This is a genomic window from Tropicimonas marinistellae, assembly GCF_001509585.1.
In the GTDB taxonomy this organism is placed as follows: Bacteria; Pseudomonadota; Alphaproteobacteria; order Rhodobacterales; family Rhodobacteraceae; genus Tropicimonas; species Tropicimonas marinistellae.
Genome location: NZ_LNCI01000001.1, coordinates 421,211 through 440,446 on the forward strand (window position 1 = coordinate 421,211; position 19,236 = coordinate 440,446).

The 19,236-nt window shown below is 63.2% G+C and carries 17 protein-coding genes; 8 read left to right on the forward strand and 9 right to left on the reverse strand.

Going from position 1 to position 19,236, the window contains the following annotated elements:
• The first annotated feature begins 73 nt into the window (after positions 1 to 73).
• Positions 74 to 982 carry a LysR family transcriptional regulator gene (locus tag ARC39_RS01935; protein ID WP_068109188.1) on the forward strand — a complete coding sequence of 303 codons (909 nt, stop codon included), beginning with the start codon at positions 74 to 76 and terminating at the stop codon, positions 980 to 982.
• A 73-nt stretch (positions 983 to 1,055) separates the two neighbouring features.
• Here the strand turns inward: ARC39_RS01935 and ARC39_RS01940 are convergent, their stop codons facing one another.
• From ARC39_RS01940 to ARC39_RS01955, 4 genes are all read right to left on the reverse strand, one after another.
• Positions 1,056 to 2,033: a VOC family protein gene (locus tag ARC39_RS01940; protein ID WP_068109191.1), complete on the reverse strand. Its 978-nt coding sequence runs from the start codon at positions 2,031 to 2,033 to the stop codon at positions 1,056 to 1,058.
• A 93-nt stretch (positions 2,034 to 2,126) separates the two neighbouring features.
• Positions 2,127 to 3,185: a 4-oxalomesaconate tautomerase gene (locus ARC39_RS01945; protein ID WP_068109195.1), complete on the reverse strand. Its 1,059-nt coding sequence runs from the start codon at positions 3,183 to 3,185 to the stop codon at positions 2,127 to 2,129.
• Complete coding sequence (locus tag ARC39_RS01950; RefSeq protein ID WP_068109200.1) at positions 3,178 to 3,849, reverse strand: 4-carboxy-4-hydroxy-2-oxoadipate aldolase/oxaloacetate decarboxylase; 672 nt, start codon at positions 3,847 to 3,849, stop codon at positions 3,178 to 3,180. Before ARC39_RS01950 ends, ARC39_RS01945 begins: the two co-directional genes overlap by 8 nt.
• Before the next feature lie 28 nt (positions 3,850 to 3,877).
• Positions 3,878 to 4,609: a PIG-L deacetylase family protein gene (locus tag ARC39_RS01955; protein WP_068109202.1), complete on the reverse strand. Its 732-nt coding sequence runs from the start codon at positions 4,607 to 4,609 to the stop codon at positions 3,878 to 3,880.
• A 136-nt stretch (positions 4,610 to 4,745) separates the two neighbouring features.
• On the opposite strand from ARC39_RS01955, the gene ARC39_RS01960 reads away from it, so the two are divergent.
• From ARC39_RS01960 to ARC39_RS01985, 6 genes are all read left to right on the forward strand, one after another.
• Complete coding sequence (locus ARC39_RS01960) at positions 4,746 to 5,972, forward strand: LysR family transcriptional regulator (protein WP_068109206.1); 1,227 nt, start codon at positions 4,746 to 4,748, stop codon at positions 5,970 to 5,972.
• Positions 5,973 to 6,074: 102 nt separating this feature from the next.
• Positions 6,075 to 7,004, forward strand: a complete 930-nt coding sequence (locus ARC39_RS01965; protein ID WP_068109208.1) for an NAD(P)-dependent oxidoreductase — start codon at positions 6,075 to 6,077, stop codon at positions 7,002 to 7,004.
• 61 nt (positions 7,005 to 7,065) lie between these two features.
• Positions 7,066 to 8,097, forward strand: a complete 1,032-nt coding sequence (locus ARC39_RS01970; protein ID WP_068109210.1) for a TRAP transporter substrate-binding protein — start codon at positions 7,066 to 7,068, stop codon at positions 8,095 to 8,097.
• 74 nt (positions 8,098 to 8,171) lie between these two features.
• Complete coding sequence (locus ARC39_RS01975; protein ID WP_068110068.1) at positions 8,172 to 8,669, forward strand: TRAP transporter small permease; 498 nt, start codon at positions 8,172 to 8,174, stop codon at positions 8,667 to 8,669.
• Positions 8,662 to 10,059 carry a TRAP transporter large permease gene (locus ARC39_RS01980; protein ID WP_068109213.1) on the forward strand — a complete coding sequence of 466 codons (1,398 nt, stop codon included), beginning with the start codon at positions 8,662 to 8,664 and terminating at the stop codon, positions 10,057 to 10,059. The genes ARC39_RS01975 and ARC39_RS01980 overlap by 8 nt, the downstream gene beginning before the upstream one ends.
• Positions 10,060 to 10,494: 435 nt before the next feature.
• Positions 10,495 to 10,965 carry an SRPBCC domain-containing protein gene (locus tag ARC39_RS01985; protein WP_068109216.1) on the forward strand — a complete coding sequence of 157 codons (471 nt, stop codon included), beginning with the start codon at positions 10,495 to 10,497 and terminating at the stop codon, positions 10,963 to 10,965.
• A gap of 206 nt (positions 10,966 to 11,171) precedes the next feature.
• Here the strand turns inward: ARC39_RS01985 and ngg are convergent, their stop codons facing one another.
• The 5 genes from ngg to ARC39_RS02010 are packed head-to-tail and all read right to left on the reverse strand — an operon-like array spanning position 11,172 to position 17,561.
• On the reverse strand, positions 11,172 to 12,887 hold the full coding sequence (gene ngg / locus ARC39_RS01990) for an N-acetylglutaminylglutamine synthetase (protein ID WP_078059021.1): 1,716 nt from the start codon (positions 12,885 to 12,887) through the stop codon (positions 11,172 to 11,174).
• Positions 12,884 to 14,668 (reverse strand): N-acetylglutaminylglutamine amidotransferase, encoded by a 1,785-nt coding sequence (locus ARC39_RS01995; RefSeq protein WP_068109219.1) that lies wholly within the window; start codon positions 14,666 to 14,668, stop codon positions 12,884 to 12,886. The genes ngg and ARC39_RS01995 overlap by 4 nt, the downstream gene beginning before the upstream one ends.
• Before the next feature lie 60 nt (positions 14,669 to 14,728).
• Entirely contained in the window at positions 14,729 to 15,682 is a 954-nt protein-coding gene (locus tag ARC39_RS02000) for an acetamidase/formamidase family protein (RefSeq protein ID WP_068109222.1), read from the reverse strand.
• A complete protein-coding gene (locus ARC39_RS02005) occupies positions 15,679 to 16,908 on the reverse strand; it encodes an allantoate amidohydrolase (protein WP_068109224.1) in 1,230 nt (409 codons plus the stop codon). The genes ARC39_RS02000 and ARC39_RS02005 overlap by 4 nt, the downstream gene beginning before the upstream one ends.
• Entirely contained in the window at positions 16,905 to 17,561 is a 657-nt protein-coding gene (locus ARC39_RS02010) for a DUF1028 domain-containing protein (protein WP_068109227.1), read from the reverse strand. Before ARC39_RS02010 ends, ARC39_RS02005 begins: the two co-directional genes overlap by 4 nt.
• Before the next feature lie 91 nt (positions 17,562 to 17,652).
• Between ARC39_RS02010 and ARC39_RS02015 the strand changes: the two genes are divergently transcribed.
• Positions 17,653 to 19,227 carry an ABC transporter substrate-binding protein gene (locus ARC39_RS02015; protein ID WP_068109230.1) on the forward strand — a complete coding sequence of 525 codons (1,575 nt, stop codon included), beginning with the start codon at positions 17,653 to 17,655 and terminating at the stop codon, positions 19,225 to 19,227.
• The last annotated feature ends 9 nt before the right edge of the window (positions 19,228 to 19,236 follow it).

Sequence of the window (19,236 nt, forward strand, 5' to 3'; positions counted from 1 at the left end):
TACCGTTGCGCTTCACATTTTGAAAATTGATAATGGAAATCTTGAAGATCATTGAAAATGATGTTGCTGACCCATGTTGCAGACCTTCGACCTGAACCTGTTCGTCGTGCTTCACACGTTGCTTGAAACCCGCAGCGTTACCCGGACGGGTGAGCGATTGGGGCGGACGCAATCCGCAATTTCCAATTCCCTCAGGCGATTGAGGGATCAATTCGACGATCCGTTGCTGGTCCGCACGCCAGACGGGCTATCCCCGACACCGCTGGCCAGTGAACTCGCGCCGCAGGTGGCCGAGATCGTGCGCGGCGCAACAGCCTGTGTGGCCCGAGAGCAGGCTTTCGACCCGACAACGGCGAAGGCGCAATTCGTGGTTGGTGCACCGGACCGGTTCAGTTTGCCGGTCTTCCTGCCCTTGCTGGAACATCTGCGTTCGGCGGCGCCGGGCGTTTCCATCACCTTGCGGGCCACCGACCGCGGCTACGCGGTCCGAATGATCGAGGAAGAAGAAGTGGATGTCGCAATCGGGTGGTTTGATACGCTGCCGGCGCATTTCGACAAACAATTCGCGTTCGAGGACCGTTTCATCTGTCTTGGCCGGGAGGATCATCCACTCCTGGCGGAGGGAGGGCGGCCGCAGCTGGAGGAAATCCTGTCCTATCCGCATCTGGTGGTCAGTTCGTCGGGCGGGCGCCGGGCAGTGTTCGACACGATCCTGGAGCGGCACGGGCTGACCCGCACGATCGCCGCCACGCTGACCAGCTTCACGATCGTTCCAGAACTGCTGGAGCAGTCGAACCTCGTGGGCGTCTTCACGCACAGAACGGCGGAGTACTTTGCCCGGCGTTTCGGACTGGCCACGGTACCCGTGCCGCTTGAGGTCACGCCGATTGCCAATCAGCTCGTGTGGCATCGACGGTATAGCGCGGACGGCCCACATTCCTGGTTGCGGCAAGAGATCCTGCGCGCCTGTGCGCAATCCTGAGTGCACGACAGGCGCCGAATTTTGGAAGGACCCGGCCACTCTGGCCGGGGCTACCGGTAAAGCTTGGAGAGTATTAGGCCGCGCCGTCCGTATCGCTACCGCGCACCGGGGGGGTGCCGTGGGTATGGAAGCTCTCGATTGTCTTGAGCCCCCAAGCCTGGCCCTTCATCCGGTCTTCCTGAGTCCAGCAGACGGGCTCCCAATCAGGGTCAATGATCAGCCGTGCACCGGCATTGGCCAGCTCTACCCGGTTCCCCGCCGGTTCCCAGACATAGAGGAAGAAGGTGTTCTGGATCGCGTGCTTGTGCGGGCCGGTTTCGATGAAGACATCGTTTTCAAGGAAAATATCGGCGGCGCGCAGGATATCCTCCCGCTGGTCCGTCGCGTAGGTGACATGATGCAAGCGTCCGTTGCCGCCGCCATGTTCCTCGGTACAGGCAAGGTCATAGGTCTTGTTGTTGACCGAGAACCAGCACCCACCGAGGCGGCCGTTGTCGAGCTGGATATATTCCGTCACGCGCGTTCCGAGACAGGTCAGCATGAAGCGTTTGAACTCGGTCACATCCTCCGAGAGGATGTTGAGATGGTCGATCCGACGCGGGCAGGCGCCGGTGCCATGGAAGCGGCTGGCATTGTTCTTTAGCGCGGGCGAATCCGCTGCGCCGGCAACGTATTTGTTGGTGTCCCAATAGAGTTCGAAGACATGGCCAAACGGGTCTTCGAAGCGGAAGGCGCGGCCATGACCAAGGTCGCCGTCAACCCAGCCGATTACCTTGAAGTCGCTCGCTTCGATGGCCGCAACGCGCCGTGCGAGTGCCTCCGGCGACGTCGCGCGATACCCGATGTGTCCAACGCCGGTCGTGTCCGAGCGCGTCAGCTTCAGCGTATGGAACTCGTAGTCGTCCCATGCACGCAGGTAGGCGCTGGTTTCGTCCTGGCCGGAGAGCGTCAGGCCGTACACACGGGTAAAGAAATCGAGGCTTTCCTCGAACTTGTTGGTCAGTACTTCGACATGGCCCAGATGGGCGACGTCGTTGCAGGGGTCGGTCATGGGGTCCTCCACAAATGACTCCGGGTTCGCCCGGATCTCGGCGCGTTTCCATTGGGTCGCGTGTCCAGGGCGACCGGTTCCTTTCGGGTTCCCTCAACGGGAAAAGACGTGACCATCCATCAATTTGCGCGCGGTGCGCAGGATCGCGGCGCTTTCAACGGCGCCGGACTCGTCGACGGAGGCGACGACCGTCATCTCTCCGCCTGGATGCTCGACCGCCATCTGACGCGTGGCACCGGACCCAGTACGGGCGAGCGCGTGGGCCGGGGTGCCCGGGATGAGGCAGGCCGTTGCGACGCTCACCGCGCCCAGAACGCCAATCGTCTTGTGGCAGCGATGGGGAATGAACGTGCGGGTGGAGATTGCGCCGCCATTTCGGGGCGCACTCACCATGGTCATCTTGGGAACGGATTTCTCGGACACATCGCCGAGATTCATGCGCGGGCCGCAGGCAAGCCGGATCAGTTCGAGCCGTGCGGTAAGCGCGGTGTTGGCCTCAAGCTCCTCGGGCGTTTCCTCTCCGGTGATCCCGATGTCCGCTGCCCGTAGCACGACGCAGGGCATGCCGTTGTCGATCATTGTCACGTCGAAGCCCTCGACGACATCCACCGGGTTGCCAGTGGGAAGAAGGGCGCCGCATGTCGAGCCGGCCGTGTCCTTGAATTCGATTGGCACGGGAGCCGCGCCGCCCGGCACGCCGTCGATCCGGGCCTCGCCTTCGTAGGACACGCGGCCGCCCGGTGTCTGGATCCTGGCGACGGCAATCTGTCCGGTGTTCTCCATATAGATCGTCACCGGCGTCTCGCCCTCCTGAGCGGCGACCAGCCCGCGCTCGATGGCGAAAGGCCCGACCCCGGCGAGGATATTGCCGCAATTCTGGGAGTCCGTGACGATCGGTTTGTCGACAAAGACCTGCAGGAACAGGAAATCCACGTCGACGCCTTCGCGATCCGAGGCCGATACCACCGCCACCTTGGAGGTCAACGGGTCGGCGCCGCCCATACCGTCGATCTGGCGGATGTCGGGGGAGCCCATGATGCCGAGCAGCAGCACGTCGCGCTCGGCCGTGTCATCCGGCAGATCGGAGGCAAGGAAGTATCCGCCCTTGGATGTGCCGCCCCGCATCCACATCGCAGGGATGCTGTCAGACATACTTCAGGCCCTTCTCGGCGAGCCGCTCGCGCATCTGGTACATGTCGAGCCCAAGAACACCAGAGGCGAGCTTGGCGCGTTTCTCGGCCTCGTTGGCTTCCCGCGCGCGCGCCTTTTCGAGCACATCGGCCGCTTCCTCGCGGCGGACGACACAGACGCCGTCGTCGTCGGCGATGATCACGTCGCCCGCGTTCACCAGCTCGCCGGCACAGACCACCGGCACGTTCACCGACCCCAGGGTTTCCTTCACTGTGCCCTGGGCGAAGACCGCCTTCGACCAGACGGGGAACTGCATCTCGCGGAGGTCGGCGACATCGCGCGTCCCGGCGTCGATGACGAGCCCCTTGCATCCGCGTGCCTTTGCCGATGTGGCCAGAAGGTCGCCGAAATAGCCGGAGTTGGATGGTGATGTGGGGGCCAGAACCAGGATGTCCCCGGGTTTCACCTGTTCGATGGCCACGTGCAGCATCCAGTTGTCGCAGGGCGGCGCGGATATCGTCACCGCGGAACCGGCGATCCGGACACCGGAATAGATCGGGCGCATGTAATCGGCCAAAAGCCCCTTGCGCCCCTGCGCCTCGTGCACGGTGGACACCCCGAGCGCGGCAAGCCCGTCGATGATTTCCTGTTCGGCGCGGTCAATGTTCTGGACGACGACGTTCATGATGCTCCTCCTCCTCGTTCGGCCACACTCAAAGCTCATCCACGGTGCGTGGGAAAACCGACTGGAAACCTTCGGCGTATTTCGCCGCCCGTCCACCGGCTTGCCCGCCGGAGTTGCGGCGGAAGTGGTTGGCGCGGTTCTCGGCCACGTTGGTGTAGAAATCCCAGAGATGATGCTGGCCTTCCATACATTCGATGGCGGCGCGCTTCTTGTCCCAGACGGCGGTGATGTCGAGGAAGGTGTCGGGCTTCCAGCCCATCTGTTCGGTCTGGTGCGGCTCGAACAGGTAGAGCTGCGGCGCGCCGAGTACATCCTCGCCGGGCTTGTGACCCCAGGCCTGGGCGATCATGCGGCACGTCAGCACAAATTCTGTCGTGCGCATGTGGTCGGTGTTGTAGGGGTCGTATTGCGAGTGGCTCAGCATGAAACGCGGCTGGACAGCACGAATAATGTCAACGACGCGATCCTGCGCCTCGCTTCCCAGATCAAGCGGGTAGTCCCCGAGATCAAGAAACTGGATATCATGCACGTCGAGCGCGGCGGCGGCGTTCTCAGCTTCCTTGCGGCGGATCGTCTTGACCTCGTCGAGCGTCTTGCCTTCCTTCCAGAGCCGCGCGCTCTCGCCGCGTTCGCCGTAGGACAGGCAGGCAACGGTGACCTCGTAGCCGAGCTTTTGGTGCAGGGCGATCGCACCGCCGCAGCGCCAGACAAAATCGGCCGCATGCGCGGAGATTACCAGCGCGGTCTTGCTGTCGCTCATGTCTGTTCTCCCGTTCGAGGTAACTGTCAGTTTTGCCGCCTTGGTAGCGCGCGTATGTGTCGCGCGGCCATTTCAATCCGGTGGAATGTCCATAAAATTTCGATATAGATTATCCGGAAACTCCGTGAGAGGCGACATGGACATATATAAACTCAATCTTCGCCACCTGCGCGCGTTCAGTCAAACGGCGCGCGCGGGCAGCATTTCTGCCGCAGCTTCCGAAGTGCATTTGTCGCAACCAGCGATCACGCAGGCGTTGTCGAAGCTGGAGCGAACACTGGGAGCGGCGCTCTTTGTCCGCACCCGTGGAGGGATCTTTCTGACTGAACCGGGCGAGATGTTCCGGAACCGGGTGGAGCGGGCGCAAGAGCATCTGCGCATCGGGTCGGAGCGCTGCGTCCGTGCTGCAAACAAAAAGCCGTCCGGTGGGTTCCAGCGCTTCGACCACCTGTTGACGAGCGCGCAACTCAGGGCGCTTCTGGCAGTCGAGGAAGCAGGCAACTTCTCCTGGGCCGCACGGGCCGTCGGGATTGCGCAACCCGCGCTCCACCGGACCGCGCGGGATCTGGAGCGGCTGTCGGGGGTCGCCCTATATGGAAAAACGGCGCAAGGGATCGAACTGACGCCGGCCGCGCAGGCGCTGGCGCTGGCGGCGCGGCTTTCGCTCGCGGAGTTGCGGCAGGGAATCGATGAGATAAACGCGTGGCTTGGTCATGACAGCACGGAATTGTCGATCGGAACCATGCCCTTGGCGCGTTCTTACGTACTTCCCAAAGCAATCAACGACTTCACGCGCCTTCGTCCGGACGTGAGACTTCGGGTGGTTGATGGGCCTTACGCGGACCTATTGCATGGGTTGCGCCACGGCCAGTTGGATCTCCTGATCGGCGCGCTGCGCGAACCGGTTCCGGCCGACGACGTGACCCAACAGCCGCTCTTCGATGACGCGTTGGCAATCCTTGCCCGCTCGGGTCATCCACTCGCCGAGGCTGACGCGATCACCGTCCGCGAACTCGCTGAATGGAGCTGGCTCACCCCGCCAAAAGGCGTGCCAACGCGGGATCTGTTCGACTCGCTGTTCGCCGATGCGGGAATCGACGCCCCGACGCGAATCGTCGAGTCCTCCTCGCAGATCTTGCTGCGCGGGGTGTTGCTGGGCAGCGATCGCTTGACGATCCTGTCGCCGCATCAGGTTCGGCTCGAAGTCGAGCAGGGGCTTCTGACCGAGCTGGATGTCGACCTCAGCCATTCGAGTCGCACAATTGGCCTCACGACCAGACAGGACTGGCAGCCCACAGAAACGCAATCTATGTTGCTCGGCTTGTTGGCGAAAGTCGCTGGGGATCGCCACATCAATCCGTAGTGCTATATCAAGATCGAATATTTAATATGGGTAATCAATTTCCATTCGCGATGACATGGGTGGTAGCGACGGGGCAATCGAAAACCTGCGAGATCCACGTTCATGGCACTCCAAGCCAACGCCAGCGAAAATCAGCGCGACCTCGCCCTCCTTGGCTTTGGCGAGGCCGCGCGGGCCTATGTGCGTGGTTGGCAACAGGCCGGTGTCGCGGTTGATCTGACGGCCTATGACGTAAAGACGGACACATCCGGCCCGCAGCGCCAACAGATGCAGGAGGCATACGCTGCCGCGGCCGTGGTCGGCGTCCCAAACGCATCCGAAGCGGTATCGCGAGCTGAAGTCGTGTTTTCCTTCGTGACCGCCGACCAAGCACTCGTCGCCGCGCGCAGCGCTCAGGGCGGATTACGCCCGGGCTGCATCTACTTCGATTGCAATTCCTGTGCGCCGCGGACCAAGCGCGCGGCTGCCGAACTCGTTGCGGACGTGGGTGGGAACTACCTGGACGTCGCGGTCATGGCACCGGTGCATCCACGCCTGAACGCCACGCCGGTTCTGGTGAGCGGAGCCGCCGCAGACCGCGGCGTCGAGATCATGCGGTCCCTCGGCATGCCGGTTCGCACCATCGGGCCTGATGTCGGGCAGGCCTCGTCGGTGAAACTGGTCCGCTCGATCATGATCAAGGGCATGGAGGCACTGTCGGCCGAATGCCTGTTGGCCGGCCGAACGCTCGGTGTCGAAGACGTCGTTCTCGCCAGCTTGAGTGAGAGCTTCGCGGGCATTGATTGGAACGAAATGATGCACCGCAATCTGGAACGGATGATGGTTCACGGCCGTCGTCGAGCCGCCGAGATGCGGGAAGCCTGCGCGATGGTCGAAGACTTGGGGCTTCCCGGTCGCATGGCGCAGGCCTCGGCCAATTGGCAACAACAGATCGGCGAACAAACCCTGTCACCGCTTCAGGATGAAATCGGTCCACGCAGCGACCGCGTTCTCGCCGCCGTCACCGGATCAAACGCGCGACGACGCGCATAGCTTTCAACGTAAGCCTAACTGGCCCCGATGGGCCGAGGACTTCACAATGGGGAGGAATTCCATGTCCTGTATCAAACTAAAGACACTGGTGGCCGCCGCTGCCGTGTTCGGCGCAACATCGGGCGCCCAGGCGGCCGACGAGGTGCTGACGCTCGCCACCTTCATGAGCCCCAAGGCGCCGCCGGTGGCGAAATTCCTAGAGCCTTGGGCGGCGAAGGTCGAGGAGCAGTCCGGCGGGGCGATTGACATCGAGATTTTCCCGAACATGGCGATGGGCGGCAAGCCGCCTGAGCTTTACCGCCAGCTGCGCGACGGCGCGGCCGACATGGTGCTGACGATCACCGGATACACGCCGGGCGTCTTCCCGCGTTCGGAAGTGTTCGAACTTCCGACCGTGCACCAGAACTCGGCGGCCGCCACCACGCAGGCGATCACCGAGAGCTTCGACCTGATCGCCGAAGACTACGCGGATGTGCATCCGCTGCTGATCTTCGTGAATGCCGGCAATGCGATCCACACGGTCGGCGATTGTGTCGCGGGACCGGACAACCTGCAGGGTCTGAAGCTGCGCACGCCGTCGCGGACCGGCGGCTGGCTGATCGAGGCCTGGGGCGCAGAGCCCGTTGGTATGCCGGTGCCGGACCTTCCGCAAGCGCTGGCCAAGGGCACGGTCGATGGCGCCATGGTACCTTTCGAGATCATGCCGCCCTATAAGCTGCACGAGTTGACCAACTGCTCCGTCACGGGTGAGGCGGATGGCCGTTTCGGCGCATCGGTCTTCATGTTCGCGATGAACAAGGACCGCTACGAGAGCCTGTCGGACGACCTCAAGGCCGTAATCGACGCCAATTCCGGCGCCGCCATCTCGGCCGAACTGGGGGCCCTGATGGATGCGATCGAGATGCCTGGCAAGGAGCTTCAGGGCAAGACCGGCTCACCGGTGAACGCGCTCGATACGGATGCAACCGCCGCGATCAACGCCGCGGCCGAGGAGGTCGTGACCCGCTGGATCGAGGAAGCCAACGGCAGCGGCCTCGATGGCGCCGCGCTCGTTGAAGGTGCCCGCGCCGCGATTGCAGCCAAGACGAACTAATCGCCACTCACGCGATGCCGGAAGGGCCGGTTCGACATCGGCCGGCCTTTCCACCTTTGTCTACGGAGGACATGATGCACAATCTCGCCGAGAGGATTTCGACAGGCTGGGCCCTTCTGGGCGGTGTGGTGATCGTTGCGATCATGCTCGTGACCTCCTTCAACATCGGCGCCTTCACGCTCGACAGGGTGGCCGGGGCCTTCGGTGCGAATATCAAGGGCCTGCCGGGCTACGAGGATTTCGTGAGGTTGGTCCTTTCCTGCGCGGCGCTGATGTTCTTTCCCTACACGCAGTTCCGTCGCGGTCATGTGACCGTGGATCTCTTCATGACCATGCTGCCCCCGGTGGTTGGGCGGCAGCTGGAGCGGCTGTGGCTCTTCGCCATCGGCTGCCTCGCGCTGTTCCTCGCCTACTGGATGACTCTCGGTATGGTCGAGACGCGCAGCGACAATGCGTCTTCGCCGATCCTCGGCTGGGCAGAATGGCCCTTCTATATCCCGGGGATCCTGTCCCTTTTCCTCTGGGCCTTCGTGGCTTTCGTGCAATCCTGGGAGGGCGGCACCGATGCTTGACCGTGAAACGATCGGGGTTCTGGGCCTCGCATTCCTGTTCCTTCTGCTGATCCTGCGTGTGCCTGTGGGCCTCGCCATGGTGGGCGTCGGTATCGGCGGCAACTACGCGCTCTCCATCGTCGCGCCGTACCTGCGCTTTGAGCCATACCTCAAGCAGTTCAAGACCCTGACATGGGGCACGATGGCGAATTACGAGCTTTCGGTGGTGCCGCTCTTCGTGCTGATGGGCTATCTCGCCAGCCACGCCAACCTCAGTCGCGACCTGTTTCAGGGCTTCAACGCGGCGGTGGGTCGGTTCCGCGGTGGGGTCGCCATGGCCGCCATTGGCGCCTGCGCCGGGTTCGGCGCGGTCTGCGGCTCGTCGCTGGCAACCGCCTCCACCATGGGCAAGGTCGCGTTGCCGGAATTGAAGCGGCTGAACTACGCGCCGAAGCTTGCGACCGGCACGCTGGCCGCTGGCGGCACGCTCGGTATCCTCATCCCGCCCTCGGTTGCGCTGGTCATCTATGCCGTGATCGTGGAGGCGTCGATCATCGAGATGTTCCAGGCGGCGATCATCCCCGGCCTGATCGCGGTGGCTTTCTTCGTCGGCCTTATCGCTTTCATGGTGCGTCGCAACCCGGCACTGGCGCCCAACACCTCGGACCTTACGCGCGAACAGAAACGCGAGGCCTATGCACGGCTCTTGCCGGTGATCCTGATCTTCGGATCCATCATCCTCGGGCTTGGCATGGGGCTCTTCACGCCGACGCCGGCGGCCGGTGTCGGAGCGACGATCATCCTGCTCTACGGGCTGTTCCTGCGCTGGAAGACCGGAAGCGAAGGGCTCGACATGGCAGGGTTCAAGGCGTCGATCCTCGAGACCGCGGTTACGACCGGCATGATTTTCTTCATCCTGTTCGGGGCCGAGGTGCTCAAGGGCTTCTTCGCCCGCGCGGGACTGCCGGCCGCCATGGCGGCCTTCGCCACCGAGTCCGGGCTCGATCCCTGGCTGATCCTGGTCATCATCCTCGGTATCTTCATCATCCTGGGCTGTTTCATGGACAGCCTGGCGATGATCCTCGTGGTCGTGCCTTTCTTCTGGCCCTCGTTGGTGGAACTCAACGGCGGCGACTATGCCGTGGCCGACACGGCTGCCTACGGTATGGGAACGGAAGATCTGAAGATCTGGTTCGGCATCGTCGCGCTTGTCGTTGTGGAGCTTGGGCTGATCACGCCGCCGGTGGGCCTCAACGTGTTCATCATCTCCGCAATGGCACGCGGCATTGCCATGAAGGAGGTTTTCGTCGGTGTCATGCCCTTCTTCGGCATCGAGATCGTGAGGATCGGCCTGTTGCTGCTTCTGCCCGCACTCACGCTCTTCCTGCCGCACCTGTTGAGCGGGAACTGAGCAATCGTCGCAAAGTCCCCGTCGTACCAATACCTGTTACCTCCCCGGACGCGCCTGCCCTGAACATCCTGCGATGGGCAGGCGCTCTGGAGGTCGATGGCCTCCCTCCCTGTTTCAACCCGCTCGGTGAGTGGTCGGATCATGGCTAGCGCCGCCGCACCCGTGCGACACCGACGCTTTCACACCAGTGGTTCTGGATGTCGCGGTCGCGGCTTCCGACATCTTCGGCAATGCGCGCCAGCATCGCGAAGGCGACGTCGACGAAAGGACCGTGCCGGGCGTCAAGCGAGTGGCCCGCACCGGAATGGCGGGATTGTTCAATAAATCCGTGTGTCGGCCTGCGAAACTCCCCCTGTCGAATCCACCGTTCCGATAGGAGACATCATGTTGAGACACCTCGTCACGTCGCTAACTATCGTCTGCGCTGCAACTCCGATGCTGGCCGGTACGACAGAGAGCTTCGCGCGCCTTTCCATAGACACCGCCATTGATATTCCGGCACCCGCCGAGGTGGTATGGGACGTTCTTGCCGATATCGAGGCCTACCCGGAGTGGAACCCTTATCACGTGCGCGTCGATGGCGTGTTGGAGATTGGTGAAAAGCTCGCCGTCCATGTTGTGAAGCCAAATGGCACCGCCCTGACCGTGCATCCGCACCTGATGGAATTCGACCGCGGCAAAAGCCTCGTATGGGGCGGCGGGCCGGCTGGTATTTTCCGCGGCGTCCACCGGTTCGATCTGGAAACACTCTCGCCGGCCTGTACGAGATTGCGCCACACCGAAATTTTCTCCGGCCTGTTCATCCAATTCGCGGAGTTGGATGCGATTGAACACGGCTATGTCTTGATGAACCGAGCGCTACGAGATCGCGTAGCCGCCGTGCATGGCACCGGGGAAAACTGCTGACAACCGGTGCGGCCGGGGCAATTCCCGTTGACCCAGCCGACGGGACCGACCACCGCGCGCATGACCTTGCCCGCTTAACACCGGTGCCCCTGATCTAACGCCTCTCGGGCGCAACCGAATGTGATCTTTCCTGTCGAAAAACTCCGGTGGTTTCCGGAGCTCCGTCTCGCCGGTAATGGTATAACGCGGCAAATCCTTTTGACGGACTACGTGCCCGATTGCCGGTCTTCGGGTGTCCCGAGTGTCTCGACCTGCGAGGCCTCGTTGGCCACGGTCATCGGGAACAGGAGGTCGACGAAGCGTTGGGCGGTAGGTTGCGGTTCGTGGTTTGCCAGACCAGGGCGCTCGTTGGCTTCAATGAAGATGTATTCGGGCCGTCGCGGGCTCTTCACGATGAAATCGATGCCGGTCACGGGAATGCCGATAGCCCGGGAACACCGGATGGCCGCATCAATCAGCTTCGGATGCGTTTCGCCGGTCACGTCGATGATTACGCCACCGGTGTGCAGGTTCGCCGTCTTACGGACCGTCACCTCCGTGCCATTGGGAACGACATCATCGTAGCCAAGCCCCGCCATGGCAAGGCAGCGCTCGGTTTCCGCGTCGAGCGGAATGGTGCTTTCGCCTCCGGTCTGCGCGGCGCGGCGGCGGCTCTGGGCCTCGATCAAGTCGCGCGCGGTATGCTTGCCATCGCCGGTGATCGTCGGGCGGCGGCGAATGGCGGCAGCAACGACCTTGTGGTCGATCACCACGAGGCGGAGGTCTTCCCCCTCCAGATAGCTCTCGACCACGATGTCGCTGCAAACCCGGCGGGCTCGTTCGACCGCTGCTTCGATATCGTCCGGTGATCGCAGGTCGACGGAAACGCCGTCCCCCATTTCGCCGCGGGCGGGCTTGACCACCACCGCGCCATGCGTATCGAGGAACGCGGCTCTTGCATCAGGCGTATCCTCCTCAACCTGCGCGGCAACCTGCACACCGGCTCCGGACACGATCCGGCGTGTAACGCGCTTGTCGTCGCAGATCGACATCGCCACCGCGGTCGTCAGTTCGCTGAGCGCCTCGCGGCACTTGATCCGCCGACCGCCCATCTGCAGTTCAAACAACCCGGCCTCGGCGTCGATCACTTCGACGAAGATGCCCCGGCGCCGGGCCTCTTTGACGATGATCTGGGCATAGGGGTTGAGACCTTCCGCTGCCGTTTCGCCGACAAAAAGCGGCTCGTTGATCGGGTTTTTGCGCTTGACGGTGAAGGCCTGAAAGCGGCGAAAGCCGAGCTTTTCATATAGTTTCATGGCCTCTGCATTATCGTGCAGCACCGAGAGATCCATCGTTGTGGCGCCACGGGACCGAAATTCCTCGGCGAGGCGCAGTACCAGCGCCTGGCCGATCCCGGGATAGCGAGCCTGGGGTGAGACGGCGAGGCACCACAACGAAGAGCCGTGCTCCGGATCATTGCAGGCGAGCTTGTGATCGACACCCATCACCGTGCCGAGGATTGCCCCGGTCTCGTCCTCCTCGGCAACCAGGACGGTTATGGCGCGCGCATCGCGATGCGACCAGAAGAAATGCGACGGCACTTCGACCATTCCATGGGCGGCGTAGATCGTGTTGATCGCGTCGGCGTCCATCTCTGTAGTCAGGCGGCGGATCGAGACGTTGGACGACCGCGCATGGCCGGTTTTGACTTCCTTCAGGTCGAGCCGGAAGGAGATGGAGGGGTCGAGAAACAACTCCTGCGGCGCTTCGGCGAGCACCATCTGCGGTTCCCGGACGTAGAAGGCAATGTCGCGGCGGGTGTGGCGCTCGGCGGAGAGCGTCTCGGCGAGTGCCTTGGGGTCTTCGAATGTATTGCCGAAGATCAACCGCCCCCAGCCGCAGTTGATGCCAGAGTTGGGTGTCGGACCGGTGTCGCCTGTCATCCGTCTATCCCCTGCGCCTGAAGCCAGAGTTCCAGCATCGCCACCTGCCACAATTCGGATCCGCGAAGGCGCGTGATGTGGTCCTTGGGATTGGCGAACAATGTCTCGAGATATTCCGTCCGGAAGATCCCACGGGCGCGCGCAGCCTCGTTGGTGAGCGCCCCGCGCACCATCTCGAGGTATGGACCGTCGATGTATTTCAGTGCGGGTACGGGGAAATACCCCTTCGGCCTGTCGATGACCTCTCTCGGGATCACCCGTCGTGCGGTTTCCTTCAGGATCCCCTTGCCGTCATGGGCCAGCTTGTGACGCGCCGGGATACGGCCCGCAAGTTCGACGACCTCGTGGTCGAGGAAGGGGACCCGCGCCTCCAGGCCCCAGGCCATTGTCTGATTGTCGACCCGCTTCACGGGGTCGTCCACCAGCATCACGTTGGTGTCCTGCCGCAACGCCTTGTCCACGGGATCGTCCGCGCCTGTCTGCGCAAAATGTGCCTCGACGAAGGCGAGGCTTTCGTCCTTGTCGGCCATGTACTCCGGGGTCAGATGCTCCGCGAGCCGCGCGTGAGTCCGGTCGAAGAAGGCATTGGCATATGCCGAAACCGGATCGGTGGCATCCTGCAAGGGCGGGTACCAGTGATAGCCGCCGAAGACCTCGTCGGCCCCTTGTCCGGATTGTACCACCTTGATCGTCTTGGCGACCTCGCGCGAGAGCAGGAAGAAGCCGATATTGTCGTACGAGACCATCGGTTCCGACATCGCCGCGATGGCATGCGGCAGGTTCTCCCGCATCTCGGAAGAGGGGATCATGAGCTTGTGGTGGTTGGTGCCGTAATGCGCCGAGATCAGGTCTGAATACTTGAACTCGTCGCCTTTCTCGCCATGCGCCTCCTCGAAGCCTATGGAATAGGTGGCGAGATCTGTCTGGCCTTCCTCTGCAAGCAGGCCGACGATCAGAGAGCTGTCCACACCGCCCGAGAGCAACACGCCCACCGGGACATCGGCCACCATGCGGCGGCGCACCGACGCGCGTAGCTCGTCCAGGAGGATCTCCTCCCACTCCTTGAAGCTTCTCGCCTCCTCTTCCGGGCTGCGTTCGAAGCTCGGTACCCAGTAGCGCTGCTCCGACTCGACGCTTCCATCGGCTCTCAGAATGCGGATTGTTGCCGGCGGCAGCTTTCGCACACCGTTCAGAATCGTCCGGGGTGCCGGGACGACGGCGTGCCAGGTCATGTAGTGGTGCAGCGCGACGCGGTCTATGGACGTGTCGATCCCGCCCGCGCGCAACAGCGCCGGCAGGGTCGAGGCGAAACGCAGTCCGCTGGCGGTTTCCGCGTGGTAGAGCGGCTTGATCCCGAAGCGGTCACGCACGAAGATCGTCCGTCCGCTCTCGCGTTCGCGGATCGCAAACGCGAACATGCCGTTGAACCTAGCAATCGCCTCGGTTCCCCATTCGGCCCAGGCCTTGACGATTACCTCCGTGTCGGAATGCGAAGCGAAGCGGTGCCCCTTCGCCTCCAGTTCGGATCGCAGGTCGGGGTAGTTGTAGATACACCCGTTGAAGACAATCGTCAGCCCAAGGTGGGTGTCTACGAAAGGTTGCGCGCCGGCTTCGCTGAGGTCGATGATCCGCAAACGCCTGTGGCCGAAGGCCCAGTCGCCGCGGGAGACCACTCCGGAGCTGTCAGGACCTCGCGGGGCCATGTACTCGGCCATCGCCGCCACTGCATCGACATTTGCCGGGCTTCCGTCATAGGTTATCTCGCCGCAAATGCCGCACAATGGTTCGACCTCTCAATTTCATGCTGTTGCGGTGGAACCTAAGGAGCCTCGCCGCGCAGGTCAAACCGATGCCCGATCCACGAAGATGCTGCGCGGGATCACGCAGGAAACGACCCAGTTCGGGGCATCCACGATCTCGCTGATGCGAAGATCCGCGGCAACCGAGCACAGCATGTAGGCATCTTCTGCCGCAATGCTTCGGCTGAGATGGTCGATCATATCGGCGACCGCGTCGCGGCAGGCTGTCATCAGGTCGGGGCCGATGCCGGTGGTTGCGACGACTCCCGATCGCTCCAGATCGCCGGGTCGGGGACCAGACGTTGCATAGCGCGGAAAGCGAGGGGCACCGCCGCGCGCAAGTTCGAGCTTGATACGAACCTCCATGCCGCTCTCGATCGCGGTCCCACATACCTCGCCGTCGCCCTGCGCGGCGTGGGTGTCGCCGATGGAGAGAAGCGCCCCTTCGACTTCCACCGGCAGGTAGAGCACTGTGCCGGTTCTCAGGTCTCGAATGTCCATATTGCCGCCAACCCGGCGCGGCGGGATCACGTCATGCGGGCCAGGCGTGGCTGGCGCGGTGCCAATGGTGCCGATGAACGGTGCAAAGGGGATTTCCGCGATGCCGTTGAAGGCGAGGGGCGTGCGGCCGGACGTATCGTAGTTCCATAGCTGAAGCCGGGGATCGGGAAACTGATCCGCGAGCAGCCCGAAACCGGGTATGAGCCCGGTCCAGCCGAAGCCTGAAGGGCTGAAATCCTCGATGGTGATGATGAGAGCATCTCCCGGGCGCGCGCCGTCCACATGGATCGGACCTGTCAGCGGATTGGCCCGCCCGGGGTCTAGCGTGGCCATCGTGTCGTGGGTGGAGTCGCCGTTGACCTGCCCATCTCCCGCGTCGCGGCAGGCAATGGTCACGCGCTCGCCCGGAGCCACGATCATCGCCGGTGCGACGGCCTTGTCCCAGCCGAAATGGCAGTCGCAGGAATGCAGAGTTCGGATCGGGGGCTGGATCATGAATCCTCGTCTGAAGCCAGACGTTTCAGGAACTCGCGAAGCACGACGACGGCCCGCTCCATATCTTCGGGGGCGGCGTATTCCGCAGGGTTGTGGCTGACCCCATCGCGACAGCGGACGAAGAGCATTGCCACCGGGCAAAGGTCGGCCATGGCCGAGGCGTCATGGGTGGCGCCGGACATAAGGTGCAATGGCCGCTGGCCCGCCGTCTTGATGGCTGTCGCCAACGCGTCCTGCAACCTGGGCGCGCAGGCCATGGCGGGCTGCTGGTACGTTCGCTCCATCTGCCACGAGCAGTCACGTTGCGCCGCTGCGTCCCTCGCCGCCGCCGCGACCCGCTCCGCCACCCGGGTGCGTATCGTGTCCTCCGCCGAACGCAACTCGATGGTGCAATGCACCTTTGCGGGCACAGCGTTGACCACATTAGGCGCGACGTCGAGATGCCCGATCGTGCCGACTGCCTGATCCGTCTCGCGGCAGATCCGTTCGACCGCACTCACCAGCTCAGCCGCTGCGCAGAGCGCGTCCCGCCGTAGCTCCATCGGCGCCGTTCCGGCATGCGCTGCGCGGCCGGTCACGGTCACGGCATGGCGTTCGATCCCGGCAATGGCGGTGACGATACCAACGGGCAGGCCCGCGGCCTCAAGCACCGGCCCCTGCTCGATATGTGTCTCCAGATACCCGAGCACGGTGCTGGCCGGGCGGGCGATGTCGCCTATCGCGGCCGGATCTCCGAAGCCGTCGAGCGCGTCGCGGAGCGATATGCCGCGACGGTCGGACATCTCCAGAACATTGCGATCCAGCGTTCCGGCGAGCGCCCGGGGTCCAATGAGCGCTGTCGGGAACCTTACGCCCTCCTCGTCCGCGAAGCAGAGGACCTCCACGGCGAACGGCAACGGCCTGTCGCCGAACTCCTCAAGCGCGAGGATCGGCAGAAGCACACCCATGATCCCGTCGTAGGCACCACCGCCTCGCACTGAATCCTGATGCGAACCGAGCAGGAACGTCGGCGCGTCGGGTGTCGCGGCCTCTCGGCGCCCGATCAGGGTTCCGGCCGCGTCGATGTGAGTTTTCAGCCCGGCTGAACGCATCCATCCGCCGATCAGTTCGTTGGCGCGGGCATGTTCGGGCGTGAACGGCAAGCGGGTCACGCCTGCTCCGGGTTCTGATATCGCGGCAGCCTCCGCCAGCATCGCTGCGGCGCGCTCTCCAATCGTCAGCGTCATGTTCTGAAAGGCTCCCGCCGGGTTGGCAGTGTGTCAAGCCAATTGCGATAGGCGTCCGCGCGCGTGCGTTCCAGAAGCATGGCCAGACGATCCATGGGCGCGGGATCGAAATCAACGCGCAGGTCAAGGGGCGGCGCGTCTTCGGCAAGCACCAGAAGCGCGGCCGACTGGGTGCCGCGCCGGTCGCTTCCGGCTGCGAGGCCAGCGCGCAGGGCATTGACAAGGCGCTGGGCGAAGTCGCCGGCCGAGGCGTTGAGGACCTCAGCGGTCCGTTCGATCACCCGGCTGGAGGCCAGCCAGTTCCCGGCCACCGCCCATCCGTCACCGCTAAGGTGCCCGGTGAAGGCTTGGTTTTCCGTTCCGTTGTGGATCGCGGTATCACCCTTCAAGTCCAGAACGGCAAGCTGGCGCGCCTCGCGACCCGGATCCGGGGTGACCACCGCCGCCAGCGCGTCGCGCGCCGTGGCCCCGCCGGCCAGGCGTGCCAGCGCATCCTCTCCCCAGACCGTCGACGGGGTCTGTCCTTGCGATGCCGTCAGTCCGAATCGTGCATCGCCTCTTAGTACCCAGCCGCCGACGCAGAGGTTCCCCGTCGCGGCCGCGGCGCCCAAAGCGCCCGAATCCTGGTCGATTGCCAACACGGAAAAGGTCATTCGCATCCTCCTGCCGGATACATAGCACGAAAGCCCTTTGGGTATACAATTTATCATGATAAATTGTGAGCAACCAACAAGGGAGCATAAGATGACGATCCTTCCGATGACGCGCCGCACCGTCTCCGCGTTAGCACTTGCTGCGATGACCGCTTCAATGGGGCTTCCGGCGCTGGCCCAGACACCGCCGGGCGTGCTGGTCGTGGGCCAGATCGCCGAGCCGAAATCCCTCGATCCGCATGCGGTCACTGCGGTCAACGATTTCCGCATCCTGATGAACGTCTACGACGGGCTCGTGCGCTACAAATCGGGCACACTCGAGGTCGAGCCTGCGCTGGCAGAGAGCTGGGAAATCAGCGAGGACGGTACCGAATACACATTCACCTTGCGCGAGGGCGTGGCTTTCCACGATGGAACTCCGCTGACGGCCGAGGCCGTGAAGTTCAACTTTGACCGGATGCTCGACGAGTCCCACCCGTTCCACGACACCGGTCCCTTCCCACTCTCCTTCTTCTTTTCCGCCATCGAGACCACGGAAGCAGTGGACGAGCGCACGGTGAAATTCACGCTGAACGCGCCTTATGCGCCGTTTCTGTCGAATCTCGCCTACCCGACCGGGCTGATCGTCTCGCCCGCCGCCGTGGAGCAATATGGCGCCGATTTCGGCCGCAACCCTGCCGGAACCGGCCCGTTCAAGTTCGCCGAATGGCGGTCGAACGAGGCAGTCGTGATCGAGAATAACCCCGACTATTGGGACGGCGCGGCAGAGCTTGAGGCGGTGGTTTACCGTCCGATCACCGATGCCAACACCCGGACCGCGGAGATGCTGGCCGGCGGTATCGATCTGATGGTCGAAGTGCCGCCCAATGCGCTCTCCGAGTTCGAAGGTGACGCCTACACCGTGCATGAGCAGGCCGGCCCGCATGTCTGGTTCCTGATCCTGAACGCCAAGGAGGGTCCATTCGCCGATGTGAAGGTCCGGCAGGCAGCGAACTACGCGATCAACAAGCAGGCGATTGTCGAGAACGTGCTCGAAGGGACTGCCGCCGTCGCAGCCGGTCCGACACCGCCAGCCTTCGCCTGGGCCTATAACGAAACGCTTGAGCCCTATCCCTATGATCCGGAGAAGGCCAAAGAACTGATCGCGGAGGCAGGTGTCGAAGGTGCGGAGTTGACCTTCTACGTCACCGAGGGTGGGTCAGGCATGCTGGACCCGGTGCCGATGGGCACCGCGATTCAAGCCGATCTCGAGGCGGTGGGTTTTGACGTGAAGATCGAGACCTACGAATGGAACACTTTCCTCGGCGAGGTGAACCCAGGTCTCGAAGGCAAGGCGGACATGGCCGAGATGGCCTGGATGACCAATGATCCCGACACGCTGCCGTTCCTGGCGTTGCGCACGGAAGCGTGGCCCGACAAGGGCGGGTTCAACTCCGGGTATTACTCCAATCCGAAGGTGGACGAGCTGCTGGAAGCCGCGCGTATCTCCACCGACCAGGACGAGCGTGCTGCGCTCTATCAGGAGATGCAGGAGATCGTGCAGGAAGATGCGCCCTGGGTCTTTGTTGCCAACTGGAAGCAGAACGCGGTGACGGCTGCTGGCGTCGAGGGCTTCGAGCTTCAGCCGTCATTCTTCCTGCTGCTCGACGGCGTCTCCAAGAACTGACCGATGTCG